The 24,004-nt window shown below is 71.3% G+C and carries 22 protein-coding genes; 14 read left to right on the top strand and 8 right to left on the bottom strand.

The genetic code is table 11. The annotated features are described in order from the left end of the window. Positions 1–59 precede the first annotated feature (59 nt). Positions 60–2,213 (top strand): DEAD/DEAH box helicase, encoded by a 2,154-nt coding sequence (locus AB0L64_RS30615; protein ID WP_363715687.1) that lies wholly within the window; start codon positions 60–62, stop codon positions 2,211–2,213. Position 2,214: 1 nt separating this feature from the next. Here AB0L64_RS30615 and AB0L64_RS30610 read toward each other — a convergent pair whose 3' ends face one another. Beyond that, entirely contained in the window at positions 2,215–2,820 is a 606-nt protein-coding gene (locus tag AB0L64_RS30610; RefSeq protein ID WP_363715685.1) for a DUF1684 domain-containing protein, read from the bottom strand. An 11-nt stretch (positions 2,821–2,831) separates the two neighbouring features. Continuing rightward, entirely contained in the window at positions 2,832–3,485 is a 654-nt protein-coding gene (locus AB0L64_RS30605; RefSeq protein WP_363715683.1) for a transglycosylase SLT domain-containing protein, read from the bottom strand. Positions 3,486–3,673: 188 nt separating this feature from the next. Here AB0L64_RS30605 and AB0L64_RS30600 point away from each other — a divergent pair, with 188 nt between their 5' ends. Further along, positions 3,674–4,357, top strand: a complete 684-nt coding sequence (locus AB0L64_RS30600) for a GAF and ANTAR domain-containing protein (protein WP_363715681.1) — start codon at positions 3,674–3,676, stop codon at positions 4,355–4,357. Here AB0L64_RS30600 and AB0L64_RS30595 read toward each other — a convergent pair. Beyond that, positions 4,354–5,304 (bottom strand): helix-turn-helix domain-containing protein, encoded by a 951-nt coding sequence (locus AB0L64_RS30595; RefSeq protein ID WP_363715679.1) that lies wholly within the window; start codon positions 5,302–5,304, stop codon positions 4,354–4,356. The genes AB0L64_RS30600 and AB0L64_RS30595 overlap by 4 nt on opposite strands. Positions 5,305–5,376: 72 nt before the next feature. Between AB0L64_RS30595 and AB0L64_RS30590 the strand changes: the two genes are divergently transcribed. The 5 genes from AB0L64_RS30590 to AB0L64_RS30570 all read left to right on the top strand — a co-directional run bounded on the left by AB0L64_RS30590 (position 5,377) and on the right by AB0L64_RS30570 (position 9,629). Further along, positions 5,377–6,021, top strand: a complete 645-nt coding sequence (locus AB0L64_RS30590) for a VOC family protein (protein ID WP_363715677.1) — start codon at positions 5,377–5,379, stop codon at positions 6,019–6,021. A 15-nt stretch (positions 6,022–6,036) separates the two neighbouring features. Beyond that, positions 6,037–6,762 (top strand): class I SAM-dependent methyltransferase, encoded by a 726-nt coding sequence (locus tag AB0L64_RS30585; RefSeq protein ID WP_363715676.1) that lies wholly within the window; start codon positions 6,037–6,039, stop codon positions 6,760–6,762. Between the two features lie 101 nt (positions 6,763–6,863). Next, the gene (locus AB0L64_RS30580) at positions 6,864–7,439 is read left to right on the top strand and encodes a dihydrofolate reductase family protein (RefSeq protein ID WP_363715674.1); all 576 of its coding nucleotides are present in this window, start codon (positions 6,864–6,866) and stop codon (positions 7,437–7,439) included. Positions 7,440–7,461: 22 nt separating this feature from the next. Beyond that, the gene (locus AB0L64_RS30575) at positions 7,462–9,060 is read left to right on the top strand and encodes a RecQ family ATP-dependent DNA helicase (protein WP_363715672.1); all 1,599 of its coding nucleotides are present in this window, start codon (positions 7,462–7,464) and stop codon (positions 9,058–9,060) included. Beyond that, complete coding sequence (locus tag AB0L64_RS30570; protein WP_363715670.1) at positions 9,057–9,629, top strand: GNAT family N-acetyltransferase; 573 nt, start codon at positions 9,057–9,059, stop codon at positions 9,627–9,629. Before AB0L64_RS30575 ends, AB0L64_RS30570 begins: the two co-directional genes overlap by 4 nt. Here the strand turns inward: AB0L64_RS30570 and AB0L64_RS30565 are convergent. Further along, on the bottom strand, positions 9,622–11,166 hold the full coding sequence (locus tag AB0L64_RS30565) for an alpha-L-arabinofuranosidase C-terminal domain-containing protein (RefSeq protein WP_363715668.1): 1,545 nt from the start codon (positions 11,164–11,166) through the stop codon (positions 9,622–9,624). The genes AB0L64_RS30570 and AB0L64_RS30565 overlap by 8 nt on opposite strands. Continuing rightward, on the bottom strand, positions 11,075–12,343 hold the full coding sequence (locus AB0L64_RS30560; RefSeq protein WP_363715666.1) for an ROK family protein: 1,269 nt from the start codon (positions 12,341–12,343) through the stop codon (positions 11,075–11,077). The genes AB0L64_RS30565 and AB0L64_RS30560 overlap by 92 nt, the downstream gene beginning before the upstream one ends. Positions 12,344–12,408: 65 nt before the next feature. Here AB0L64_RS30560 and AB0L64_RS30555 point away from each other — a divergent pair, with 65 nt between their 5' ends. After that, the gene (locus tag AB0L64_RS30555; protein ID WP_363715664.1) at positions 12,409–13,809 is read left to right on the top strand and encodes a sulfatase-like hydrolase/transferase; all 1,401 of its coding nucleotides are present in this window, start codon (positions 12,409–12,411) and stop codon (positions 13,807–13,809) included. 3 nt (positions 13,810–13,812) lie between these two features. Here the strand turns inward: AB0L64_RS30555 and AB0L64_RS30550 are convergent, their stop codons facing one another. Continuing rightward, positions 13,813–15,528, bottom strand: coding sequence for a sodium:proton antiporter (locus tag AB0L64_RS30550; protein ID WP_363715662.1), 1,716 nt, complete (start codon positions 15,526–15,528; stop codon positions 13,813–13,815). A gap of 126 nt (positions 15,529–15,654) precedes the next feature. Here AB0L64_RS30550 and AB0L64_RS30545 point away from each other — a divergent pair, with 126 nt between their 5' ends. The 3 genes from AB0L64_RS30545 (at position 15,655) to AB0L64_RS30535 (ending at position 17,500) form a co-directional block, all read left to right on the top strand. Next, positions 15,655–16,281 (top strand): VOC family protein, encoded by a 627-nt coding sequence (locus tag AB0L64_RS30545; RefSeq protein ID WP_363715660.1) that lies wholly within the window; start codon positions 15,655–15,657, stop codon positions 16,279–16,281. A gap of 31 nt (positions 16,282–16,312) precedes the next feature. Continuing rightward, positions 16,313–17,047 (top strand): YafY family protein, encoded by a 735-nt coding sequence (locus tag AB0L64_RS30540; RefSeq protein ID WP_363715658.1) that lies wholly within the window; start codon positions 16,313–16,315, stop codon positions 17,045–17,047. Between the two features lie 63 nt (positions 17,048–17,110). Beyond that, positions 17,111–17,500: a VOC family protein gene (locus tag AB0L64_RS30535; RefSeq protein ID WP_359928724.1), complete on the top strand. Its 390-nt coding sequence runs from the start codon at positions 17,111–17,113 to the stop codon at positions 17,498–17,500. Between the two features lie 49 nt (positions 17,501–17,549). Here AB0L64_RS30535 and AB0L64_RS30530 read toward each other — a convergent pair whose 3' ends face one another. Next, entirely contained in the window at positions 17,550–18,299 is a 750-nt protein-coding gene (locus AB0L64_RS30530; protein WP_363715656.1) for an SDR family NAD(P)-dependent oxidoreductase, read from the bottom strand. Positions 18,300–18,389: 90 nt separating this feature from the next. Between AB0L64_RS30530 and AB0L64_RS30525 the strand changes: the two genes are divergently transcribed. Genes AB0L64_RS30525 through AB0L64_RS30515 form a run of 3 tightly spaced genes read left to right on the top strand, consistent with a single transcriptional unit; the run spans position 18,390 to position 22,289 of the window. Beyond that, positions 18,390–19,013: a TetR/AcrR family transcriptional regulator gene (locus AB0L64_RS30525; RefSeq protein ID WP_363715654.1), complete on the top strand. Its 624-nt coding sequence runs from the start codon at positions 18,390–18,392 to the stop codon at positions 19,011–19,013. A gap of 10 nt (positions 19,014–19,023) precedes the next feature. Then, the gene (gene pta, locus AB0L64_RS30520) at positions 19,024–21,102 is read left to right on the top strand and encodes a phosphate acetyltransferase (protein WP_363715652.1); all 2,079 of its coding nucleotides are present in this window, start codon (positions 19,024–19,026) and stop codon (positions 21,100–21,102) included. Then, positions 21,099–22,289 (top strand): acetate kinase, encoded by a 1,191-nt coding sequence (locus tag AB0L64_RS30515; RefSeq protein WP_363715650.1) that lies wholly within the window; start codon positions 21,099–21,101, stop codon positions 22,287–22,289. Before pta ends, AB0L64_RS30515 begins: the two co-directional genes overlap by 4 nt. On the opposite strand, the gene sulP is transcribed toward AB0L64_RS30515, so the two are convergent. After that, positions 22,275–23,945 (bottom strand): sulfate permease, encoded by a 1,671-nt coding sequence (gene sulP / locus AB0L64_RS30510; RefSeq protein ID WP_363715648.1) that lies wholly within the window; start codon positions 23,943–23,945, stop codon positions 22,275–22,277. The genes AB0L64_RS30515 and sulP overlap by 15 nt on opposite strands. Positions 23,946–24,004 lie beyond the last annotated feature (59 nt).

Below are 24,004 nucleotides of genomic sequence, written 5' to 3'. Positions count from 1 at the left end.
CGGTCCTCGCGTGGTCCGGTATTCCGTCACGGCTCCGCCGTGGCACGACACAGGAGGAAATGTTGGCCCGACGAGGTCAGCGCCAGCCCGGCGCTACCCGTTCCGCTCCCCGTCGCCGGCGCCGTGTCCGCGAGGGTGAGTCCGACGGTCTGATCCAGGTCCTCGCGCAGGCCGTGCGTGAGGTCGAGGCCGCGGTCACCCGCGCCGCGATCAAGCCGTCGACCCGGACGAAGTTCCAGGTCGTCGCCCTGCTGGTCCGCGAGGAGCGGTCCCGGGTGAACGGCGCCGAGTCCGCCACCGAGGCGTACCGCACCGAGCAGCTCCGGCGGCTCGACGGGATCGCGACGATCCTGGCCAAGACCGCCGCTCTGGAGCCCTCGCTGCTCGGCCTGCTGGCCGAGGACGCGGTGATCTCCGAGGCCGCGGCCGCGCTCCGGCGGCAGATGCTCGAGGACGCCGGTATGGAGGCGCCCGAGGAGCCGGAGCCGGAGCAGCCCGTCGCTCCCCCGGAGACCCAGACCCGGCGGGTCGTGCCGCAGGCGGTCGTCTCCCGGCAGCTCGCCAACCCGTTCCTGGCCCCGGACTTCTCCAACGCCCCGTCCCGGCCGGCCCGGCCGAGCCGGCTCGGCGGCTGGGAGCTGATCGGCCCGCTGCTGCGGTCCTTCGAGCACGCCGCGGCCTCGGCCAGCATGACCCTCCCCGACCCGACGTCGCTGCGGCTGACCGGCGGCATCGACTCGCTCCGGCTGCGCGGCCTGGAGCTGATGCCGCACCAGGCCCGGCTGATCGCCGCCGCCGCTGCCGGTCACCGGACCTTCCTGCTCGCCGACGAGCCCGGCCTCGGCAAGACCGCCCAGGCGCTGCTCGCCGCCCAGGCCGCCGACGCGTACCCGCTGCTGGCCGTCGTGCCGAACGTCGTCAAGACGAACTGGGCGCGCGAGGCCGGCCTCTGGACCCCGCGCCGGACGCCGACGGTGATCCACGGCGACGGCGACACGATCGACGGGTTCGCCGACATCGTCGTGGTCAACTACGAGGTGCTCGACCGGCACGTCGGCTGGCTCGGCGAGCTCGGCTTCCGCGGCATGGTCGTCGACGAGGCGCACTTCATCAAGAACAAGAAGTCCCAGCGGTCGCGGAACGTGCTCGAGCTGTCGGACCGGATCCGGTCGCGGACCGCGCGGCCGCTGCTGATGGCACTCACCGGTACACCGCTGATCAACTCGATCGAGGACTTCACCGCGATCTGGGAGTTCCTCGGCTGGATCGACGAGAAGGCGCCGCGCGCCGAACTGATGGACAAGCTCGACGACACCGACCTGACGCCGGCCGACCCGGGCTTCGCCGCGGCCGCGCGGGCCAGCGTGATCGACATGGGCATCGTCCGGCGCCGGAAGGTGGACGTCGCCGCCGACATCCCGGCCCGCCGGATCGCCGACCTCCCGGTCGAGCTGGACGGCGCCCTCGGCCGCTCGATCCGGGACGCCGAGCGCGAGCTCGCCGACCGGCTCGTGGCGCGCTACCGGACCGCGCTCGAGACGCGCCGGCTGGGCATCGTCGTGGACGGGATCGACCACGACCTGGTGCGCCAGGTGGCCGGCTGGGAACGGTCCGAGATGGCCACCAAGAAGACCGGCGACAACGTGTTCAGCCTGTTCCGCCGGATCGGTCAGGCCAAGGCCGGCCTGGCCGCCGACTACGCGGCGCAGCTGGCGCAGAACGTCGGCAAGGTGGTGTTCTTCGCCCGCCACATCGAGGTGATGGACACCGCCGAGGAGCTCTTCGCCGAGCGCGGCATCCGGTACTCGTCGATCCGCGGCGACCAGACCGCGCGCACCCGGCAGAAGAACATCGACGCGTTCGTCAACGATCCGGACGTGGCGATCGCGGTCTGCTCGCTGCTCACCGCCGGCGTCGGCCTGAACCTGCAGGTCTCGTCGAACGTCGTCCTCGCCGAGCTGTCCTGGACGAACGCCGAGCAGACCCAGGCGATCGACCGGGTGCACCGGATCGGCCAGGACGAGCCGGTCACCGCGTGGCGGATCATCGCCGCGCAGACCATCGACACCCGGGTCGCGGACCTGATCGACGCCAAGGCCGGCCTGGCCGCGATGGCGCTCGACGGCTCCGACGAAGAGGTCGGCTCCTCGGCCGACTTCCAGCTTGAGGCGCTGGTCGCCCTGCTGACCCGGGCGCTGGAAGCCGCGGCCTGATTCAGCCTGACATCTCCCCCACCGGCAACTCGACACCCAGCGTGTTGGTTGCCGGTGCGAGGGGGCAGGTCCAGTCCGGGCTGTAGGCGCACGACGGGTTGTAGGCGAAGTTCAGGTCGACGACGAACCGGCCGGTCGCGAGGTCACCGCCCAGGTCGGCGCCCTTGACCGTGTCGATCAGGTAGCGGCCGCCGCCGTACGTGGCGCTGTTCGGGTCCTTGACCGGGACGAACAAGCCGCCGCCGTACGACTCCAGCCACCAGACGTCGAGGTCGCCGATCGGGAGACGCAGGACGCCGACGCGGGAGAACGGGATCACGCCGTCGGTCGCCGAGAGGAACTCCCAGTTGTGGGGTTTCACGTCGGTGTCGATGGTCGCTTCGAAGCGGTACTGCGGGTCGTACGGCGCGACGGGTGCGCCGGAGTATCCCTCGCGCTGTTCGACCGGGACCGGTGAGGCGGGGTGATGTCTCAGGAGTTCGTCGCGGGTGGCCTGCCACCGGGCGTGCGCCGCGGCGGGGTCGCTCTCGGCGCGGACGGATCGGTACAGCGCGAAGACCTGTTGGCGCCAGTCGGCGACGGCCAGGGTGGGTGCTGCGAAGGTCACAGGGGCTCCTGTCAGCTCTCGAGGGCTTCGGCGGACTTCGCCCAGTTGCCGTGCAGGCGGTCGAGGTACGACTGCGCCTGCGCACCGGCCTTGCGGCCGCGGGCGAAGATCCGCATGTTGCCGCCGCCCGCGTTGTAGCCGAGGGCAAGCAACTCGTCCTTGGTGTAGAGGTCCGAGCGGTCGGCGGGCAGCCGTCGCGCGAGGTCGTGCAGGTGCCAGGCCGCCGCCTGGATCGCCAGCGCGGGGTTGTCGGGCAGCTCCTCCCACTTCCGCTTCGCGAAGGGGCGGCCGCGTTTGGTCTCGTCGAACGCGGGCTTGTGCATGTTCGCGATCCCGAACGCCGGGTCCGAGTCGACCTCGGCCCACTGCCGCTCGAACTTCGGGTCGTGCGGCTTGTACGACTCGTTGTACAAGATTGCCATCAGCAACTGTGGGTTGATCCCGGCCTGCTTGGCGTAGCGCCGGACGTCGGCGGCGAAGTGTGCCGGGTCGTAGTCGTCGTACCAGGGCTTCGAGGTCGTCGCCGTCGGCTTGGCGGGAACCGTCGTGCTGACGGTGGGTACCGGCGCGGTCACCGGCTTGGTGGTGGCGCCGTCGTCCGAGCACGCCGCCCACACCCCCGCCACGAGGACCCCGACCGCGACCCACGCCCACCGCTTCGCCACCTGCACCCCTCAAACCTAGCCGTACGGCGAACACCGGCCTGTCCGCAGAACGCAAATTGTGCGGGAAACGGGACAGATCGCAGCGAAACCGGTCATAGCAGCCGCATGATGTCACCACGGCAGCCCGACGGCGGCCAACCCCCGCCGGACCGCCAGGAGACGATGAAGAGATGGCCATGATCGACCCGATGAGCGACACGACGGCCTCGGCCTTCGCGCGCCTCGCCCTCGAGCTCCACGACGCCGCGAGCGTCGAGGAGACCGTCGACGCCGTGGTGCAGTTCGCCCTGCAGGCCCTGAACTGCACCTACGCCGGAGTCGCGTTCGCGACCCGCGGCGCGCGTGCGCAGGTCGCCGCCGTCACGGACCCGGTGGTCGCCGAGATCTTCGAGCTCCAGATCGGCAGCCAGAACGGTCCCCTGGTCGAGTCTTTGCAGAGTCACGCGCCGGTCCTGATCCGGGACACCGGCTCCGACGACCGCTGGCCGGTGTGGGCCGAGAAGGTCGCGGCGCTCGGGGTCCGCAGCGTCCTCGACGTACCGATGGTGACCGGCGCGGCATCCCGCCGCGCGGTCGGTGTGCTCGGGCTGTACAGCCCGGACCCCGACGCGTTCGGGCCCGACGACGAGGCGGTCGCGCACATCCTGGCCCGGCACGCGTCCGTCGCGCTGGTGTCGGCGCGGCACGAGGCGTCGCTCGCCCAGGCGATCGACGCCCGCAAACTCGTCGGGCAGGCGATGGGCATCCTGATGGAGCGCTTCGACATGGACGCCGACCGCGCCTTCGCCGTCCTCAAGCGCTACTCGCAGGACACCAACACCAAGCTCCGGGACGTCGCCCAGCAGCTCATCGACACCCGGAAGCTTCCCTAACGCGCCAGGGTCGTGCTCGGCAGTTCGCCGTACTGCTCGCGGTACGCGGCGGTCATCCGGCCGTGGTGGTGGAAGCCCCACCGGGCGGCCACTGCCGCAACTGTCTGCTGCGACGGGTCGGCGGCCACGAGCTCCGCACGCACCTCCTCCAGTCGCAGCCGGCGCAGATAGGCCAGCGGCGTCGTACCGAGGTGCCGCTGGAAGGCCGTCTGGAGCGCACGCACGGTGACCCCGGCGGCCGCCGCGATATCGGCGATCGCGAGCGCCTGGTCGAGGTTCGACTCCATGAACGTGAGCGCCCGGCGGACCGTCGTGGGCCGGGCGTCCCGGCTGTCGGCGCCGATCTGCTGAGGGTCGGCGTCGGCCGTGTTCGGGAACGCGGCCAGGACGCTCGAGGCGAGCAGCTGCGAGACGGACGCGAGCACGAGCGGCGAGTTCTGGACGGCCGGGTTGGGCAGCGTGTCGGCGAGGTAGGCGATCGTCTGCGACAGGTGGCGGGCGGCCTGACGGGACCGCGGCCGGTGGGCGAGCAGTCGCACCGGCCCGTTGATCTTCCGGCCGATGCCGGCCACCCGGGTCAGCAGCGCCGGGTCGAACATCGTGATGCTGTACGACGACGTGCGGATCTTCCCGGCGTACGGCCGGTCCGGCGGCGCGAACGACACCACGTCCCCCGGCTGGAACGCGTCCTCCCAGCCGTCGGTCGCGTGATCCGTGATGCGGCCGGTGTACACCTCGCACAGGCAGATCTTGCCGAGCGGGTCGGCGTCGTAGCTCATCTCGAACCCGATGTCGATCCGGTCGACGGTGATCGACTCGGCGGCCGCCCGCGCGATCCGCGTGCGCACGCCGGCCGGGCCGCCCCCGATCTGCATCTTCGTGTACGCCCGGTTCAGGAATTCCTCGGTCCGGCCGAGATCCTGGCTCTCGAACACCAGTGACTCCATGCCCCCATCCTGCACGCCACCGGCACTCGTTGGCGACCAGCAGCCTTGGAAAGCGCTTGCTACAGTGCTGGGGTGATCTACGAGCTGAACCATGTCGGCGGTCGGGTGCGGGATCTCGAGGCGAGTCTGGCGTTCTACGGCGGGCTCGGGGCGGAGGTGGTCGACCGGTTGTTCATGGCCGGTCCGCGCGTACATCGGGTGCACATCCAGCTGGCGACCGGTCTGGTGGAGCTGCTGTACCACGAGGAGCCCGACGCGCAGGCGTCGTACGGGCTGAACCACATCGGCTTCATGACCGACGACCTGGACGGCGACTACGCGCGGCTGACGGCGCTCGGGTACGCCGAGATCTCGTCGCCGCGGGTGGCCGGCAGCGGGCAAGGGCGGCTGGCGTTCCTGTCCGACCCGAACGGCGTTCGGGTCGAGCTGCTGCAGCGCTCGGAGGAGTTCCGCGTCACGCCGATCACCGCCGGCCCGGTCCAGGCGTTCACCCACGTCGCTGTCGCGGCCCCCGACCTGGACGCGGCGGCCGAGTTCTACGGCACGCATCTCGGCATGGAGCGCGTCGGCGACAACACCTTCCGTCTCGGCGCCGACGCACTCGAACTCGCACCCCCGCCGGCCGCCTCGATCGCCCACCTTGCCTTCGCAACGACCGCCCCGGGTCCCGACACCCAGGACCCCGACGGCAACTCGATTCGCTTCGTCCCTGCCTGATCTAGCCTTGGCGGCGTGTTCGACTACGACGCCGAGATGCGGTTCCTGCAGGCGCGCTTCCGGGCCGCGTGTGGTGTGCAGAGCGGGGACCGGGTTCTGGATGTCGGGTGCGGGGGCGGGCAGACGACCCGGGAGGCAGCCGCGGACGCCCGGCCGGGGCGGGTGGTGGGGGTGGATGTGTCCGAGCGGATGCTCGCGCACGCACGACGGCACACCTCCGAGGGGCACGTCAGCTATCTGCTGGCCGACGCGGCGACGTACGATTTCGGGCCGGCGGCGTTCGAGGTGGGGATCAGCCGGTTCGGGGTGATGTTCTTCGCCGACCCGGTGCGCGCATTCGCCAACTTGCGGCGGGCCTGCGAGCGACTCGTGATCATGGTCTGGCAGCCCCGGGCAGCCAACGAGTGGGCGCGGGTGATTCCGGAGACGATCGGCGGCGACTTCCGCGACGACTCGCCGTTCACGCTCGGCGACCGCGATGTCGCGCGGGACGTGCTGACGTCCGCAGGTTTCGCCGACCCCACCTTCACCGCGGTCCACGAACGGCTGTACTACGGCCCCGACGTCGAGTCGGCGTACGAGAACCTGCTCCGGCTCCGCGAGCCGCAGGCCCTTCTCGCCGAGCTCGCTCCCGCTCAGGCCGACCGCGCCCGGGAGGCGTTGCGTGCGATGCTCTCCGCGCACGACAACGACGACGGAATCCTGTTCGACTCCGCGGCCTGGATCATCCAGGCTGTGTGACCGGCGTCACATTCAACGCATGTCGAGCCGCTCGGCACCCGCACGACGCACAGGCACAAGCACCAGACACCACTGAGCACCACTGATCCAAGGAGCACCAGATGCGTACCCTCATCACCACCGCGTTCATCTCCCTCGACGGCGTCGTGGAGGGCCCCGGCGGCGAGCCCGGCTACCGCAACTCCGGCTGGACCTTCAAGGACATCGCGTTCGAGGAGGCGGCCTACGCGCTCAAGGGCGAGGAGCAGACCGAGGCCACCGCACTCCTGCTCGGCCGGGTCAGCTACCAGGCGTTCTCGCCGGTCTGGCCGGGGATGACGCAGGAGTTCGCCGGCTACAACGCGATGCCGAAGTACGTCGTGTCGACCACGCTGCAGGACAGCGACCTCGTGACGAACTGGGGCGAGACCACCATCCTCCGGTCCCTCGACGACGTCGCGGCCCTGAAGGAGACCGACGGCGGTCCGATCATCATCAACGGCAGCGCGACGCTCAACCGCAACCTGTCCGACGCGGGCCTGATCGACCAGTACAACCTGCTCGTGTTCCCGGTCCTGCTCGGCGCCGGCAAGCGCCTCTTCAGCGACGCCGACCGCGACAAGACCAACCTCGAGCTCGTCTCCAGCGAGTCCTACAAGAACGGCATCCAGAAGCTGGTGTACTCCGTCCAGCACTGATCGCTGTACTACGGTTCGGGGCATGGGTGTCGACGTCGTAGCACTCGCCCGCGAGCGGCTGGGGTTCGAGTCCCTGCGGGCCGGCCAGGAGGACGCCGTACGGGCTGTGCTCGACGGGCGGGATGTGCTCGCCGTCCTGGCCACCGGCACCGGGAAGACCGCGATCTACCAGTTGGCCGGCCTGGCGCTGGGCGGGGTGGCGGTGGTGGTCAGCCCGCTGGTGGCGTTGCAGCGGGATCAGCTACGGGCACTGCGTCCGGCCGGTGTCGAGGTCGCGGAACTGAACGCGACCGATCGCGCCGGCCGGCACGCCGCCCACGAGCTGCTGACGAGCAACCGGCCCGGCTTCGTCCTGCTCTCCCCCGAGCAGCTGACGCATCCCGACGTACTGGAGTTGCTCGCTGCGTCCCGGCCGACGCTGGTGGCCGTCGACGAGGCACATCTGGTCAGCGAGTGGGGAGCGGACTTCCGGCCGGACTACCTGCGGCTCGCGACCGCGATCCGCGCGATGGGACGGCCGCCGGTCCTCGCGCTCACGGCGACCGCCGCGCCGCCGGTCCGCAAGGAGATCGTGCATCGCCTGGAGCTGAACGAACCCGCCGTCGTGGTCGGCGGGTTCGACCGCCCCAACCTCAACCTCGCCGTGTTCGCCTTCGCCGACGACGACACGAAGAACCGCCGGCTGCTCAGCCACGTCCGCTCGTCGCGCGGGCCGGGCATCGTGTACGTCGGCACGCATCGGCATGCCGAGGAGCTCGCGCACGAACTCGACACGGCCGGCGTCGCCGCACAGGCGTACCACGCCGGGCTGCCGGTGAAGCAGCGCCGTGAGGTGCAGGACAGCTTTCTCGCCGGCGGCTGCCGGGTCGTGGTCGCCACGATCGCGTTCGGGATGGGGATCGACAAACCGGACATCCGCTGGGTCAGTCACGCGGAGGCGCCGGCGTCGGTCGACGCGTACTACCAGGAGATCGGCCGTGCCGGGCGGGACGGCGAACCGGCCGACATCGAACTGTTCTTCCGGCACGCCGACCTCGGTCTGAACCGCTTCTTCGCCTCCGGCGGCGTCACCGACGAGGACCTGCTCGCGGTCGCCACCGCCATCCACGACCACCGGCCGCAGGACGTCGCCGCGCTGGCCCAGGCCACCGGTCTGAGCACGGCCCGGGTCGAGCGTGCTCTCGGCCGGCTGACCGACGCCCGAGTCGTTGCCGTCGGACACCAGTTCCGGCTGACCCGCTCGGTGGACGCCGCCGTCGCCGCGGCCTCGGCGGTCGAGCACGACCGTCGCGAGGTGGCCCGCTCCCGGGTGGAGATGATGGCCGGCTACGCGGAGTACGGCGGCTGCCGGCGCGAGTGGCTGCTCAGCTACTTCGGCGAGCGGTACGACGGCCCGTGCGGCAACTGCGACAACGACCTCGCGGGCCGGACCGCGGCGCCGCCCGAGGACCAGCCGTTCCCGGTCGGCAGCCGGGTCGTGCATCGCGCGTTCGGAGCCGGGCTGGTCGAGCACTACGACGGCACGGCGATGACGGTCCTGTTCGACCGGGTCGGCTACAAGGAGCTCCGGACCGCGTTCATGATCCACAACCAGCTCCTGCAGGCCGAGGTGGCGCCATGAGTATCGACGTACGGCCGGCCAGTGTCTTCGAGGACGTGCGGGCGGTGATCGGGCCGAAGTCGCCGACGGCCAACGTCTGCTTCTGCCTCAGCTACCGCATCCCGTCCAAGCTCAACAACGCGCTGCGCGGCCCGGAACGCGCCGAGTACGTCGCGGGCCTGTGCGCGGCGACTCCGGCGCCCGGCGTGCTCGCGTACGACGGTGACACGCCGGTCGGCTGGGCCGCCATCGCACCGCGCGCGGAGACGACGTTCGCCCGCAACCGAAGGATCCCGCACGTGGACGACCTGCCGGTGTGGTCGTTGTGGTGTATCCGGGTCCGGCCGGGGCATCGCGGTCAGGGGATCTCGCACGCGCTGATCGCCGGCGCCGTCGACTTCGCCCGCGCGAACGGAGCGCCGGCCGTCGAGGCCTACCCGCTCGACAACGGTGGCAGCAAGGTCGACCTGACGATGGCGTACGCCGGTATCCGCAAGAACTTCGAGCGCGCCGGGTTCGCCAAGGCCGCAGACACCACGTCGACACTGGCCGGGCATCCCCGCATCCTGATGCGCCTCGACCTCAGCTGAGATCGAAGCGCAGCAAGGTGATGCTGTGCGGCGGGAAGTCGTAGTCGCCGTCCGCCAGCTCGGCGGTTCCCAGATCCCGCAGGCCGACGGCGTCCGGTGTGCTCAGGGTGTTCGTCGCGAGCACCTCGTCCGCGCTCAACTGCGTCACCGCCGCCCGGGCCGGAAGGCGGCCGCCGTCGAGCGTCAGGGCGGCGCGGATCGCCGTGTCGCGGTGACGGTTGATGACGGCGACGCGGAGCGAGCGGCCGTCGGTCGTCTGCGTCGCGGAGACGTCGAGGTCCGGCACGGTCGCCGGGTAGCTGCGGAACTCGCCCCGGCGGTCGCACTCGTCCCCCTGCCGTACGGCGGTCAGCCTGCCGGGCGACCGGACATCGGCGGACAGCGCGACCGGGCCGAGGTGGTTCTGGTACAGGTCCCAGACGTGGTACGTCGCCGCGCGCACCGCACCGCCGGGCCGCGCGACGATGACGCCGTTCGCGTTGAGCAGGTTCACCGTGTTCGCCATCGCGACCGGGACCTGACGGCCGCCGGCGCGGTGCAGGGCGTGGAAGACACCGGCGTAGAAGAGCGCATCGGCGAGCGTTCTCGGGCTCCACCGGTTCACCCGGTGCGCCGGCGCGGTCGGCAGGCCGTCGACGTCGCGCGCGACCGTGCCGCCGTCGGCCGACGGCTGCGGGTCCGGCCAGCCGGCCGGTTCGACGTGCCGGATGTTCCACTCGTCGAGTGACAACGCGAGCGGGCGGTCCCCGGCGAAGCGTTCGACCAGGTCGGAGTAGTCGGCGATCTGCTGCTCGAAATAGAGCGACTGGGCAACGATCGCTTCGTACTCGGCGGCGCCGTCGACCAGCTGCGTCGTCGCGCCGTACAGGTGGAACGACAGGTAGTCGATCTGGTTGCCTACAGCCCCTAGTACGGTCTCGGTCCAGCCGTCCCGGTCGTCGGTCTTCCCGACCGCGACGAACTTCAGCGCCGGGTCGACGGCTCGCATGAAGCGGGCGTGCTCGGCCGCGTCGGCGGCGTACGCGGCGGCGCTGCGGTGCCCCATCTGCCCGGCGCCGTACACCTCGTTCCCGAGGCCCCAGTACTTCACGCCGTACGGCGCCGGGTGGCCGTTGCGGGCCCGCTGCCGGGTGTACTCGGTGTCGCCGCCGTAGTTGGTGTACTCGACCCAGCGGACCGCGTCGTCGACGTCCCGGCAGCTGTGGGCGAGGTACGGCTCGGTCCCGACCTCGGCGCACCAGGCGAGGAACTCGTCCGTGCCGAAGCGGTTGGTCTCCTCCGAGCCCCAGGCCGGCTCGAGCCGCCGCGGCCGGGACTCCCGCGGGCCGACGCCGTCCTCCCAGCGGTACGGCGACGTGAAGTTGCCGCCCGGCCAGCGGACCACCGGGAGCCCGAGTTCGCGGCAGAGCTCGATCACGTCGCTGCGCAGGCCGTTGCGCGCGCCGTCACCGCCGTATGCGAGCGGCGAGCCCTCGTCGAACACGCCGCCCTCGATGTTGCCGAAGAACGCGGACTCCAGGAAGTGCCCGTAGATCATCGGGTCGATGGTGTGGCGCCGGTCGCGGTGGATGTCGATCGTGGCGGCGGATGTCGCGGGAGGCCTCCGGTGGCGTTGTCGTGAGGACGAGGGCGATGCCGCCGCGGGCCGCGGCGTCGGGACCGAGCGCCGCGCGGGTGATTCGCGCGGTCCGGCGGACCTGGCTGTGGGTGTACCGGCCGAACGCGGCTCGCAGCGGGGCGAACAGGTGGTCGCCGGTGTCGGCCAGCTCCCCGCCGACCACGACGACCTCTGGGTTGACCGTGTTGCAGGCAGCCGCCAGCACTTCGCCGATCCGCGCGCCGGCTTCGGCCAAGACCTCATGAGCCCCGGCATCGCGCGCTTCGAGAACGTCTGGGCATCGCTCTTGCAGGGTCGTCAACGAGACGTACCGTTCGAGGCAGCCCCGGCCGCCGCACTGACATGCCGGTCCGTCGCGATCCACGCTGATGTGCCCGAGCTCCCCCGCCGCGCCGCCCGCGCCCGCGAACAGCCGCCCGCCGAGGACCAGCCCGCCGCCGACGCCGTACGACAGTCGCAGATACAACGCACTGCTCACACCCGCGCCGGCGCCCCAGACCGCCTCGGCCAGCGCGGCCAGGCGGGTGTTGTTGTCGACGACCACCGGTACGCCGAAACGCGCGCCGAGAGTGTCGTGCACCAAGTCCGCATCCGGCTCGGGCCGGCTCTTGTCGGCCGTGACGGGCCCGACGATGCCAACCCCGATCCCGGCGAGCGCGGCCAAAGAGATCTCGTGCCTGCTGGTCAGGTCGTCGACCAGATCGAGCGCAAGCTCCAGGCGGCGCGCCGGCGGCGTCCGTTCCGCGCAGGCGACCGCGCCCGAGGCGACCACCTCGTGCGCGACGTTCGCGATCGTCACCTGGACGCCGCGGTGGCCGAGGTCCATACCGAGTGCGAGCCCGCCGGCCGGGTTGAGCGTGAGCATCGAGACCGGCCGTCCACGCCCCCGACCGGTGGTCGCCTCCTCGCTCGTCTCCGTCAGGGCCTGCCGGCCCAGCAACGTCTGGACGATCGACGAGAGCGTCGCGCGCGACAAGTTCGTCTGCTCGACGAGTTGGGCACGGGTCAGCGCGCCCCGAGTGCGGAGTGCGGTGAGCACTCGTTCCTCGTGTGTCTCCCGGAGCAGCCGCAGCGGCCCGGACGGTTCCGTCCCCACGGCACCCGACTCTGACCGGCACGCCCTCTTTTTGTCAATGCTCCAGATTTAATAGACTGATCCGCATGCCGCCCAACGTCCTCGTTCTGTGCACCGACCAGCAGCGGTTCTCCGCGCTGGGTGCCGCCGGCAACGACGAGATCGACACGCCGAACCTCGACCGGCTCGCGAGCCAGGGCGCGCTGTTCGGCAACTGCTACGTGCAGAACCCGGTCTGCGCTCCCTCCCGCGCCAGCCTGATGACCGGCCGTTACGTCCACCAGCACGGCCTGTGGGCCAACGGCGTCGGCCTGCCCGACGAGGCGCGGCTGTTCAGCAAGGACCTCGCCGACGCGGGCTACGACTGCGGCCTGGTCGGCAAGTTCCACCTCAACGCGTGCTTCGGCGGCCGCTCCGAGAAGCGGCACGACGACGGCTTCCGGGTCTTCCGCTGGGCCCACGATCCGTACCCCGGCTCCTCCGAGAACGAGTACCACCGCTGGCTCCGCACGCTCCGCCCCGACCTCGCGGACGCGGACATCGACTACGACACGCTGCCGACCGAGCTGCACTACAGCCACTGGATCGGCGAGCAGACGATCGACTTCCTCACCCACTCCCGCGAGCGCGGCAAGCCGTTCCTGTTCGTCGCGAACTTCTTCGATCCGCATCACGGCTTCGGCGCCCCGGAGGAGTACGTCCGCCGGTACCGCGACCGGGAGCTCAGCCGCCCGCTGCCCGACGACCTGTCCGGCAAGCCGCCGATCCAGACCGAGGCGTCGCACGCGTCGTACGCCGGCCACGCGCGCGGCTTCACGTCGTACAGCCCGGAGGGGTTGCAGGAGGTCAAGGCGGCGTACTACGCGATGGTGACGCTCGTCGACGACGAGGTCGGCCGGATCCTCGCCGCGCTCGACGCCGAAGGGCTCACCGAGGACACCTTGGTGATGTTCACCAGCGACCACGGCGAGATGCTCGGCGACCACCGGCTGATGCTGAAGGGCCCGATGCTGTACGAGCAGGCCGTGCGGGTTCCACTCGTCGTGCGCTGGCCCGCGGCCGTCCCGGCCGGCACCCGCTGCGACGAGCTCGTCCAGTGGATCGACCTGTCCGCCACGATCCTCACCGCCGCCGGGCTGCCCGTCCGCGGTGAAGGGCAGGATCTGTTGCCGCTGGTCATCGAGCGCGCCGCAGGTCGCGGTTGGGCGCTGAGCGAGTACCGCAACAGCGGGCATCCGTACCCGGCGCCGGTGCACCTCACGATGCTCCGGCGCGACCGCTGGAAGCGCGTCGTCCAGCACGGCTCCCCCGCCACCTCCAGGCAGCGAACCGGCGAGCTGTACGACCTCGACGCCGATCCGGACGAGCAGCAGAACCTGTGGGACGACCCGCTGCACCGGGACATCCGCACCGACCTCCAGGAGTTCCTCCTCGATGTCCTGGTCGCCACCGAGGACCGCGGCCAGGAGCGCGTCGCGGACTGGTGAGGCTCAGGCGGTCGTGAAGCGCTGTTCGACCGTGTCCAGGAAACCTTCGACCTGGCGGTACGTCTCGGAGCTGTAGGCCCCGATGCTGCGTTCGTTCCCGAGTGCCTCCCGCATCGCGTCGAGGTAGCGGCGCTGCAGGATCTCCATCTGTTCCCGGGTGTCCGCCTTGGTCTCGCGCAGCTGCCGGCTGCCGGAGACCAGGCGCGGCACGATCCGGTCCTTCAGCGTGCTGACCACGACCGGGTCGAGCGGTTCGCCGTCGACGGTCTGCTCCTCGAGCGGGCCGACGGCGTCGATCGCGGACTCGCCGATCCGCCGCATCAGCGCCTGCACCGAGTCGCGCTTGTCCTCGGCGCTCTCCGGGCGGAACCGCATCCGCGCGATCACCGCGGGCAGCGACAGCCCGAACAGCACCAGCGTGATCAGCGCGACGATGAACGCGGCGAGCACAACGGTCGCGCGGTGCGGCGTACCGGCGGGAATCGTCTGCGCGGCGGCGACCGTCACGACGCCCCGCATCCCGGCCCAGGCGAGCACCAGCAGGCCGCGGCCGGTGATCGGCTCCCGCTCCTCGAAGTCGGCGTCCGCCCGGCCCCGCGCCAGCCGCTTGCGGGCCCAGGCGAGCCTGTTCTCCTCGCGCGCGCCGGACGGCTCCATCGAGTCCAGATGCTCCTCGAACTGGTCCAGCTGCGCGCGGACCTGCTCGGTGCGGTCGTTCCGCCCGAACCGGCCCTGCAGCGCCGGCCACGCCAGACCGAGGAACCGCAGCACGATCAGCAGGCCGACCACCAGCAGGACGAGCGCGGTGATCTCGCCGAGCGTCGTCTCCGCACGGGCGTCGTCGACGAGCTCCGGCAGCTGGTACCCCATCGCGAGGAAGACGCCGCTCTCCAGGATGAAGCTGATGGTCGTCCAGGTGGTCGCCTGTGTCTGCCGGTCCCGGGCGCTGAACTTACGGCTGCCGAGCGCTCCGGTCAGCAGCCCGGCGACGACCACCGCGAGTACGCCGGACGCGTGTGCTTCCTCGGCCGGGAAGTACGCGAGGAACGGCACGGCGAACGAGATCGTCGTGTTCAGCACCGGGTCGTCGAGCCGCTGCCGCAGGACGACGGTGAGCAGCCCGACGGCTGCCCCGATCAGGATCGCGCCGACGACCGCCCAGGCGAAGTCCAGGACGGTGTGGCCGAGGCTGAAGTGGGCGGTGACGGCGAGCGCGGCGACCGCCGTCCGCAAGACGACCAGCGCCGAGGCGTCGTTGACGAGACTCTCGCCTTCGAGCACGGTCATCAGGCGGGGCGGGAGTCCGACGCGGTGGCCGATCGCGGTCGCCGCCACCGCGTCCGTCGGGCTCACGACCGCGCCCAGCGCCGTGGCGAGCGCGAACGAGATGCTCGGGAACAGCGCGTGCACCAGCGCGCCGATCACCAGCGCCGACACGATCACCATCACGATCGACAGCCACGCGATCAGCCCGAAGTTCCGCCGTACGTCGAGCACCGGGAGCTGGACCGCCGACGCGTAAAGCAGCGGCGGGAGGACCCCGGCGAGGATGATCTCCGGCTCGAGGTGGATGGCCGGCGTACTCGGCAGGTAACTCGCCCCGATCCCCAGCGCGACCAGCAGCAGCGGCGCCGCGACGCCGGTCCGCCGCGCGAACACCGAGGCCGCGATCATGATCGCGAGCCCCGCTCCGGCAATCAGAACGATCTGGTGGTCCACATGACAGCACTCTAGGGCCGGGCACCGGGGTGCCCAGGTAATGACCAGGGATTCTCACTGGTGTCACGGGGGCCGCGGAGCGGCAGATTGGTGATCAGCGAAGAACGTCGATCCCAGGAGGAAGTCATGAGCAGCACCGACCTGAAGCTCGAAGCCGTCGTCGTCCCGGTCGCCGACACGGATCGCGCCAAGGAGTTCTACACCGGCCTCGGCTGGCGGCTGGACGCGGACTTCGCGTTCGACAACGGGTTCCGGGTCGTCCAGTTCACCCCGCCGGGCTCACCCGCCTCGGTCCAGTTCGGCACCAACATCACGACGGCCGCACCGGGCACCGCGCAGGGCCTGTACCTGGTCGTCACGGACGTCGAGGCGGCGCGGGCCGAGCTGCTCGCGCACGGCGCCAAGGTCAGCGAGGTCTTCCACCCGGCTGCGCCGGGCGCCCAGTTCGAGCCCGGCGACAGCGGCGCGCGGGTGACCGGCCCGGCCGACGAGCGGTCCAGCTACGGCTCGTTCGCGACGTTCAGCGACCCTGACGGCAACACCTGGCTGCTGCAGGAGGTCACCAAGCGGCTGCCCGGGCGCGTCGAGGACGCGACGTACAGCTCGGTCGACGACCTCGAGGCCGCCCTCAAGCGCGCCGCCGCAGCGCACGGCGAGCACGAGGCCCGCACCGGCAAGGCCGACGCGAACTGGCCGGCCTGGTACGCCGCCTACATGGTCGCCGAGCGCACCGGCTCCGAGCTTCCGCAGTAAACCTGTCCGTGGCCGCCTCTAGCCTGCGGGTATGAACCGGATCGATCGGCTGTACGCGCTCGCGGAGGAACTGCGCGCGGCGGGGCCACGAGGGCGGACGGCGCGGCAGTTGGCGGCGCGGTTCGAGGTGAGCGTGCGGACCATCGAGCGCGATCTCAGCGCGCTCGGGCAGGCCGGCGTTCCGCTGGCGACCAAGCAGGGCCGCACCGGAGGGTATTCGGTCGACCGGTCGATGAGCCTCCCGCCGCTCAATTTCAGCGCGCGGGAGGCGATGGCGGTCGCGGTCGCGCTGAGCCGCGGCGACCACGTGCTGTTCGCGCAGGACGCGCGGACCGCGCTGCAGAAGATCGTCGCCGCGATGCCGCAGCGCGATCTCGACGAGGCGCGGGCGGCGGCGGCCAAGGTCCGGCTGCTGGTGCGGCCGGTCCCGGATCCGGACGTCGCGATCGCCGAGCAGGTCTGGCGGGCGGTGCGCGACAACCGCGTCCTGCGGATCCAGTACACGAACGGCGACGGCGTCGAGACGCTCCGGGAGATCGAGCCGCAGCACGTCGTCGTCGGGCCCAACGGGTCGTACCTGACCGGCTGGTGTCAGCTGCGTCAGGAGGAGCGGGTGTTCCGGATGGACCGGATCACCAAGGCCGAGCCGTCGGCGACGCTGCCGCAGCACCCGCCGGCGTCGGACCGCCTGCAGGTGGACGGGTACGAGACCAAGCTCCCGGCCGCCGCGCTGCGTCCCGAGGATCTTTTTCCAACACCGACATAGGGCTGTCGCGAACCGCTGGGAGCGTGGTTCTCGTTGACACGTTCTACGTCGAAGGAGAGATCCATGAGTACTCCCGCCCCTGGCACGCTGGCCTGGTTCGAGGTCGCGAGCGACGACCCGGAGACCGCCGAGAAGTTCTACGGCGGGTTGTTCAACTGGTCGTTCGAGTCGTCCGGGAGCCTGACGTCCGGCGGCCTCGACTACCGCAACATCACCGCACAGGGCGCGCAGCAGCCGATGGGCGGCCTGTTCGCCACCAACGGCGAGCTGCCCAACCACGCTGTCTTCTACATCCTGGTCGCGGACGTCGAGACGACCTGCGCGGAGGCCGAGCAGCTCGGCGGCACCGTGGTGAACAAGCGCATCGGCACCGGCGGCGGCACCCCCGACTTCGCCTACCTCCGCGACCCGTCCGGCAGCCAGTTCGCGGTCTTCACCCCTCGCCCCGAGTGATGCAGGTCCCCCGCCGGTGTGTACCGGCGGGGGCACCTGTCGTCGACTGTCAGACGGCCAGGCGGCCGCCGTCCACGGGGAGGGTCGCACCGTGGACGAGGGAGGCGGCGTCGGAGGCGAGGAAGACGATGCCTGCGGCCACTTCGTCGGGCGTGCCGACGCGCTGGAGCGGCGTCGTGCCGGCCAGGTTGTCGAGGTTCTCGCCCATCACGGCGGTGCCTTCGGTCCGGGTCGGGCCGGGGCTGACCGCGTTCACCCGCACACCGGCGGGCCCGAACTCGGCCGCCCAGGCCCGGGTCAGCAGCTCCACCGCCGCTTTGCTCGAGCCGTACGCCGCCATCCCGGCCATGCCGATGGACGCGACCATCGTGGTCACGTTGACGATCGCGCCGGCTCCGCGCGCCGCCATCAGCGGGGCCAGCTCGGCGACCAGGTAGAACGGCGCCCGCACGTTCACGGCGTACACGGCGTCGAAGTCACTGTCCGGCACCTCGGCCGTCGGCCCGAACGGGAAGATCCCCGCGTTGTTGACCAGCACGTCGACGTGCCCGCCGCCGAGCTCGATCGCCTGCTTGGCCAGCGACCGCACACTCGCCAGGTCGGTCAGATCCGCCGGCACGAAGTCCGCCGTCCCGCCGCCGGCCCGGATCTCCTCGACCGCCCTGCTCCCCCGGGCGGCGTCCCGCCCGCTGATCACCACGTGCGCGCCACGCCGCGCGAGCTGCCCCGCCACGGCGCGGCCGATGCCGCTGTTGCCGCCGGTCACGAGCGCGGTCCGGCCGGCGAAGTCCTGCGTCATATCGGTTCCATCCTCTGGTTCGGAGTTGACGATCCGATAGTTCGCCGACGAAATTGGAGTATCAACTCCAAAATCCGTACGGTGGGTGGTATGACCGAGACCGCCCGGCGACTGACCAGGAAGGGCCAGGCGACCCACGACCGGATCGTCGCGGCCGCGGCGCGGCTGATGCTCGAGCAGGGCGTCGCCCGCACCACGATCGAGGACATCCAGGCCGCGGCCGGCGTCAGCCCCTCGCAGCTCTACCACTACTTCCCCGGCAAGGACGCCCTGGTGACGGCGGTGGTCGACCACCAGGCGACGCAGGCGCTCGACGTCCAGCAGACCTGTCTGCAGCGGCTGGACACGATCGACTCGCTCGGCCGGTGGCGGGACGTGATGGTCAACATCCTGACCGAGATGCAGTGCGTCGGCGGCTGCCCGCTCGGGTCACTGGCCAGCGATCTGTCCGAGAGCGATCCGGTCGCGCGGACCCAACTGGCCGCCGCCTTCGCGCGCTGGCAGGACCTGATCCGGGAGGGGCTGGCCGACATGCAGGCGCGCGGCGAGCTCGCTTCGGAGGCGGACCCCGGCGAACTCGCGGTCGCGATGCTTGCGGCCGTCCAGGGCGGGCTGTTGCTGAGCCAGGTGAGCCGCGACCCGGCGCCGCTGCGGATCGCGGTCGACACGATGATCGACCACCTGCACGCCTTGACGCGACCCGCGGTTCCGTAGGGTTCGCGGTATGGGTAGCAGTGTCTACGTTGCTTCGGTGGAGGGGACGACCGGCAAATCGACGGTCGCGCTCGGCGTGCTCCATCAACTGTCCCGCCGGGTCGGGCGGGTGGCCGTGTTCCGGCCGATCGTGCGGGCGGACGCCGCCACCCACGGTGGCCGCGACTACGTCCTCGACCTGCTGACCGCGCAGGACGCGGTTGAGCAGTCGTACGAGGACGGCGCCGGCGTCACGTACGAGGAGGTGCACGCGGACCCCGAGGCCGCGCTGGACACGATCGTCCAGCGGTACCACGCGGTCGCCGAGCAGGCGGACGCGGTGCTGGTCGTCGGCAGTGACTACACCGACGTCGGCACGCCGACCGAGTTCTCGTTCAACGCCAAGATCGCGGCGAACCTCGGCGCGCCGGTGCTGCTCGTGGTCAACGGCTTCGGCCGGACGCCGTACGAGGTCCGGGCGATCGCCGACATGGCCGCGGCCGAGCTGACCGCGAACCACGGCTCGCTGTTCGCCGTGATCGCCAATCGCGTGGACGGCCAGAGCACTCCGGTGGTCGCGGCACTCGACGGTATCGGCGCGCCGGCGTTCGCGATTCCCGAGCAGCCGGTGCTGAACCAGCCGCTCGTCGCCGACCTGCTCGCGCCGATCGACGGCTCGCTGCTCAGCGGCGACCCGCAGCTGCTCACGCGCGAGGTCACCGGGCTGATGATCGCCGGGATGACGATGCCGAACGTCCTGGACCGGCTCTTCGACGGCGCCGCGGTGGTCACCGCCGGCGATCGTCCGGAGGTCGTGCTCGGCGTCCTGATGGCGCATGCCTCGCGAACCTTCCCGCAGATCTCGGCCATCGTGCTGAACGGCGGCTTCGAGCTGCCCGGCCAGGTGCAACGGCTGATCGAGGGCCTCGGCGTCACGCTGCCGATCATCGAGACCGGCCTCGGCACGCAGGCCACGTCCGCCAGGCTCACCGCCGTCCGCGGCCGGCTGACGAAGGATTCGCCGCGCAAGGTCGACACCGCCCTGACGCTCTTCGACCAGTACGTCGACGGCCCGGCGCTGCTCGACCAGCTCGCACTCGCCCGCAGCAGCGCGGTGACGCCGCTGATGTTCGAGCACCGGCTGGTCGACCGCGCCGTCTCCGACCGCCGGCACATCGTGCTGCCGGAGGGCGACGAGGAGCGGATCCTGCGCGCCGCCGACGTCCTGCTCCGGCGCGGCGTCGCCGACCTCACCCTGCTCGGCGATCCGACCCTGATCAGCGCGAAGGCCGCGAGCCTCGGCGTCGACGTGACCGCGGCCCAGGTCGTCCATCCGGAGCACAGCGACCTGACCGAGCGGTTCGCCGCCGAGTACCACCGGCTGCGGCAGCACCGCGGCGTCGACCTCGACCGGGCCCGCGAACTCGTCCGCGACGTGTCGTACTTCGGCACGATGATGGTCCAACTCGGGCTCGCGGACGGGATGGTGTCGGGCGCCGTGCACACCACCGCGCACACGATCCGGCCCGCGCTCGAGGTCGTCAAGACCGTCCCGGACGTCTCAGTGGTCTCGTCGGTGTTCTTCATGTGCCTGCAGGACCAGGTCCTGGTGTACGGCGACTGCGCGGTGAACCCGGTCCCGACGGCCGAACAGCTCGCGGACATCGCGATCTCGTCGGCCGCGACCGCGACCGCCTTCGGGGTCGAGCCGCGGGTCGCGATGCTGTCGTACTCGACCGGCTCGTCCGGCACCGGCACCGACGTGGAGAAGGTGTCCAAGGCAACGAACATCGTCCGGGAGCGGGCCCCGCGGCTGCCGGTCGAGGGCCCGATCCAGTACGACGCCGCGATCGACGCGGCCGTGGCGCGAACGAAACTGCCGGACTCCCCCGTCGCCGGGCGCGCCACCGTGTTCGTGTTCCCGGACCTCAACACCGGCAACAACACGTACAAAGCCGTGCAGCGGTCGGCCAACGCGGTCGCGGTCGGTCCGGTGCTGCAGGGTCTCCGCAAGCCGGTCAACGACCTGTCCCGCGGCGCCACCGTCCGGGACATCATCAACACGGTCGCGATCACCGCGATCCAGGCCCAGCAGGAGGCGGCCCGATGAGTGAGCACGTGCTGGTGATCAACGCCGGGTCCTCGTCGCTGAAGTACAGCCTGGTCGACGCGAAGTCGGGCGAGGCCGCGGCGACCGGGCTGGTCGAGCGGATCGGTGAGGACCAGAGCCACCACGTGCACCACGGGCCGCACGGCGACGCCGACGACGACCACCCGGTCGCCGATCACGAGGCCGCACTCGAGGCCGCCGTCCGGGCGTTCGAGACGCACGGCCCCGCGCTCGGTGACGTCGACATCGTGGCTGTCGGGCACCGGGTGGTGCACGGCGGCGATCAGTTCGCGGCCCCGGCGCTGGTGGACGACGATCTGATCGCGGCCGTGACCGACCTGGTTCCGCTGGCTCCGCTGCACAACCCGGCGAATCTCGAAGGCATCGAGGTGGCGCGCCGGCTGCTCCCGGACCTCCCGCATGTCGCGGTGTTCGACACCGCGTTCCACCAGACGCTGCCGCCGTACGCCTACACCTACGCGGTGCCCAGCGCCTGGCGGGAGGAGTACGGCATCCGGCGGTACGGGTTCCACGGCACGTCGCACTCGTTCGTGGCCGGTCAGGCCGCGCGGCTGCTCGGCCGCGACGTGCGGGACGTGAACCTGATCGTGCTGCACCTCGGCAACGGGTGCTCCGCGACCGCCGTCCGCGGCGGGACGTCGGTGGACACGTCGATGGGTCTGACGCCGCTGGAGGGTCTCGTCATGGGGACCCGGTCGGGCGACCTCGACCCCGCGATCCACGGACACCTCGCGCGGGTCGCCGGCCGCTCCGCGGAGGAGACGGACCGCGCGCTCAACTCGGAGTCGGGCCTGAAGGGCCTCAGCGGCGCGAACGATTTCCGCGAGGTGTCGCGCCGGCGCGCGGCCGGTGACGAGCGGGCCCGGCTCGCGTTCGACGTGTACTGTTACCGGCTGAAGAAGTACGTCGGCGCGTACTACGCCGTCCTGGGACGTGTCGACGCGATCGTCTTCACCGCCGGTGTCGGGCAGCATGCGGCCGATGTCCGGGCCGCCGCACTGCACGGTCTGGAGGGCCTGGGCATCCACGTCGACCCTGTGCGGAACGCCGACCCCGACGACGGCTTCGCCTCCACCGAGGACAGCCCGGTCGCCGTGCTGGTCGTCCCCACCAACGAGGAATGGGAGATCGCCCGCCAGGCGGTCGAGGTGCTAGCTTCCCGGTGACTCCTTCTTGAAGGCCTCGACGGCGGTCGGGAGGGTGTAGAAGACGCGGCCCGGGCCGAGGCGTTCGAGGAAGCCGGCGGCATCGAGGTCGTCGCGAAGGTCCTGCTTGACCCGGGCCAGCGCGAGCACGATGCCGCGCGCCGCCAGCTCCTCGCGCAGTGCGTCGAGCGCGTCGATCGCGGTGATGTCGATCTCGACGTTCGCCTCGGTGTTCAGCAGCAACCAGCGCACCGGGGTGGGCGAGTCGTCGGCGGCGGCGAGCGCACGGCGGTGGAAGTCCTCGGCGTTCGCGAAGAACAGCGGCGAGTCGTAGCGGTAGACGACCAGGCCGGGCACCGGCCGCGCGTCCGGGTAGTCGTCGATGTCGTGCATCCCGGCGATCCCGGGCACGTAGCCGAGGATCCCGTCGTGCGGCCGGGCCACCCGCCGCAGCAGGTCGATGACGGACAGCCCGACGGCGACGAGGACGCCGTACAGGACGCCGAGCGCGACCACGCCGATGGTCGTTGCCACCGCCAACAGCAACTCGCTGCGCCGGAACGACGCGATCCGGCGGAACTCGGGGACGTCGATCAGGCGCAGCGCGGCGTAGACGACGAGGGCGCCGAGCGCGGGGATCGGGAACGTCTCGAGCAGCGGCCCGGCGAAGAGCAGCGTCGCAACGATCGTCAGCGCGGCCACCAGCGAGTAGACCTGGCTCTTGGCGCTGGAAGCCTCCGCCAGGGCGGTGCGGCTGCCGCTGCTGCTCACCGGGAAGCCCCGCAGCAGGCCCGCGGACACGTTGGCGAGTCCGAGGACGAGCAGCTCACGACCGGGATCGATGTTCCCACCGCCGCGGCTGGCGAAGGCGCGGGCCGTGAGCACCGTGTCGGTGTAGCCGACGAGCGCGACGCCGACGGCGGGTAGCGCCAGCATCGCGACGTCCTGCGGATCGATCGAGGGCACCTGCGGGACCGGCAGGCCGCTGGGCACCGAACCGACCAGAGCCACGCCCTTGTCGCCGAGTCCGGCCATCCAGGTCACCAGCGCTGCCAGCGCCACGACGATCAGCGGGCCGGGCAGACGCGGCGTCCACCGCGCTAGGGCGAGCAACAACGCCAGCGCCGTCACCGAGAGCAGCACCGGGGCGAGCTCCCATTCAGGGATCAGGCGGATCGCCGACACCACCTCGGCCACCGGTGAGTCACCCTCGACCGGAGCCCCGGTCAGCCGTCCGAGCTGGCCGGTGATCATCAGAACCGCGATGCCGGCCAGGTAGCCGATCAGCACCGGTTTCGACAGCAGGTCCGCGAGGAAACCCAGTCGCGCGGCCCATCCGGCGACGCAGATCGCGCCGACCATCAGCGCGAGTACGGCGGCCAGCCCGGCGTACCGCGCCGGGTCTCCGGCTGCGAGCGGGCCGATCGCGGCGGCGGTCAGCAGCGCGGTCGTCGACTCCGGTCCGATCGACAGCAGCCGCGAGGTGCCGAGCAGGAAGTACAGCACGAGCGGACCGAGCGAGGCCCACAAGCCGGCCACCGCGGGCAGACCGGCGAGTTGGGCGTACGCCATCACCTGCGGCACGAAGTACGCCGCGACCGTCAGCCCGGCGACCACGTCCGACCGCAGCCAGCCCCGCTGATATCCCCGCAGCGTCTCGAGTCCGGTAATCGTCAACCCAGGCCCCCTTTCGCAGAACTGCTGCCCTTCAGTGTCCGCCACACGGAGGACCTTCG

It is taken from the genome of Kribbella sp. NPDC051936 (assembly GCF_040680955.1).
Lineage (GTDB): Bacteria > Actinomycetota > Actinomycetes > Propionibacteriales > Kribbellaceae > Kribbella.
The sequence above is the reverse complement of the archived record's forward strand: the minus strand, read 5'-3'. Positions and strand labels throughout refer to the sequence as shown.

Bases quoted from the DNA above. Each gene is read 5' to 3' on its own strand.
- AB0L64_RS30615 (WP_363715687.1), top strand. From the start codon at position 60: ATGTTGGCCCGACGAGGTCAGCGCCAGCCCGGCGCTACCCGTTCCGCT.
- AB0L64_RS30600 (WP_363715681.1), top strand. From the start codon at position 3,674: ATGAGCGACACGACGGCCTCGGCCTTCGCGCGCCTCGCCCTCGAGCTC.
- AB0L64_RS30595 (WP_363715679.1), bottom strand. From the start codon at position 5,304: ATGGAGTCACTGGTGTTCGAGAGCCAGGATCTCGGCCGGACCGAGGAA.
- AB0L64_RS30580 (WP_363715674.1), top strand. From the start codon at position 6,864: ATGCGTACCCTCATCACCACCGCGTTCATCTCCCTCGACGGCGTCGTG.
- AB0L64_RS30575 (WP_363715672.1), top strand. From the start codon at position 7,462: ATGGGTGTCGACGTCGTAGCACTCGCCCGCGAGCGGCTGGGGTTCGAG.
- AB0L64_RS30570 (WP_363715670.1), top strand. From the start codon at position 9,057: ATGAGTATCGACGTACGGCCGGCCAGTGTCTTCGAGGACGTGCGGGCG.
- AB0L64_RS30565 (WP_363715668.1), bottom strand. From the start codon at position 11,166: ATGATCTACGGGCACTTCCTGGAGTCCGCGTTCTTCGGCAACATCGAG.
- AB0L64_RS30555 (WP_363715664.1), top strand. From the start codon at position 12,409: ATGCCGCCCAACGTCCTCGTTCTGTGCACCGACCAGCAGCGGTTCTCC.
- AB0L64_RS30545 (WP_363715660.1), top strand. From the start codon at position 15,655: ATGAGCAGCACCGACCTGAAGCTCGAAGCCGTCGTCGTCCCGGTCGCC.
- AB0L64_RS30540 (WP_363715658.1), top strand. From the start codon at position 16,313: ATGAACCGGATCGATCGGCTGTACGCGCTCGCGGAGGAACTGCGCGCG.
- AB0L64_RS30535 (WP_359928724.1), top strand. From the start codon at position 17,111: ATGAGTACTCCCGCCCCTGGCACGCTGGCCTGGTTCGAGGTCGCGAGC.
- AB0L64_RS30530 (WP_363715656.1), bottom strand. From the start codon at position 18,299: ATGACGCAGGACTTCGCCGGCCGGACCGCGCTCGTGACCGGCGGCAAC.
- AB0L64_RS30525 (WP_363715654.1), top strand. From the start codon at position 18,390: ATGACCGAGACCGCCCGGCGACTGACCAGGAAGGGCCAGGCGACCCAC.
- pta (WP_363715652.1), top strand. From the start codon at position 19,024: ATGGGTAGCAGTGTCTACGTTGCTTCGGTGGAGGGGACGACCGGCAAA.
- AB0L64_RS30515 (WP_363715650.1), top strand. From the start codon at position 21,099: ATGAGTGAGCACGTGCTGGTGATCAACGCCGGGTCCTCGTCGCTGAAG.